The following is a 614-nucleotide window of genomic DNA, read 5'->3' as shown; positions in this document are numbered from 1 at the left end:
AGTCCTAAGAAGCGGACTCGTTGGCGCGGGTCCGCTTCTTGCATGTTCAGGCGCTCTTCAAGTCGAAGACCTCCTGACCGTTCGACGTAGGCACTTCGCGGGAATCGAGGTCCCGCATGATGAGAGTTGCGACGTAGTCAGTCACGCTCTCCCCGGTGTGGTCCAGCAGGGCGCGCATCTTCGGCTCGTAGGACCGCGGAAGTTTGGTCGTCAAGGTGACTCGGTCACCTCGAGACCGACGACCCCCGCGGGGTCGCGGGGACTGGGACATCGTTGCGCTCATGCGGGTGAGCATACGCTAATCGGATTGACATCCTAGGGTTCTCCTACGCAACGCGCCGGGGCGAACTTCAGACCCACCTCGGCGCAGACTTACGGCTTCACGTTCAGGGCGTGGAACTCGCCGATCTTCACCGGCTGAGAGCTCCGCGTGAGGGTCTCGATCACACCCGACTCCCCTTCGGCCTCCCACTCCACGGACCACGTTGTGATCGCCGCGACCGTGTAGTCGCCCATCTCCATGTAGGTGTGCCCGCAGGTCGGGGACTCCTTCTTCCCGAACGACCTCTCGTACGGGGTGCCAGGGCCCTCGCAGACCACCTGCGTGCCATCAC

At 63.4% G+C, this 614-nt stretch carries 2 protein-coding genes; both read right to left on the bottom strand.

The annotated features are described in order from the left end of the window. Positions 1–46 precede the first annotated feature (46 nt). Positions 47–214, bottom strand: coding sequence for a hypothetical protein (locus C6558_RS40210; RefSeq protein ID WP_158269024.1), 168 nt, complete (start codon positions 212–214; stop codon positions 47–49). A gap of 158 nt (positions 215–372) precedes the next feature. Continuing rightward, on the bottom strand, positions 373–614 hold a 242-nt coding region (locus tag C6558_RS40205), incomplete at its 5' end, for a hypothetical protein (RefSeq protein ID WP_199197135.1).

The sequence above is a fragment of the Ensifer sp. NM-2 genome, assembly GCF_003024455.1.
Taxonomy (GTDB): domain Bacteria; phylum Pseudomonadota; class Alphaproteobacteria; order Rhizobiales; family Rhizobiaceae; genus Ensifer; species Ensifer canadensis.
The sequence above is the reverse complement of the archived record's forward strand: the minus strand, read 5'-3'. Positions and strand labels throughout refer to the sequence as shown.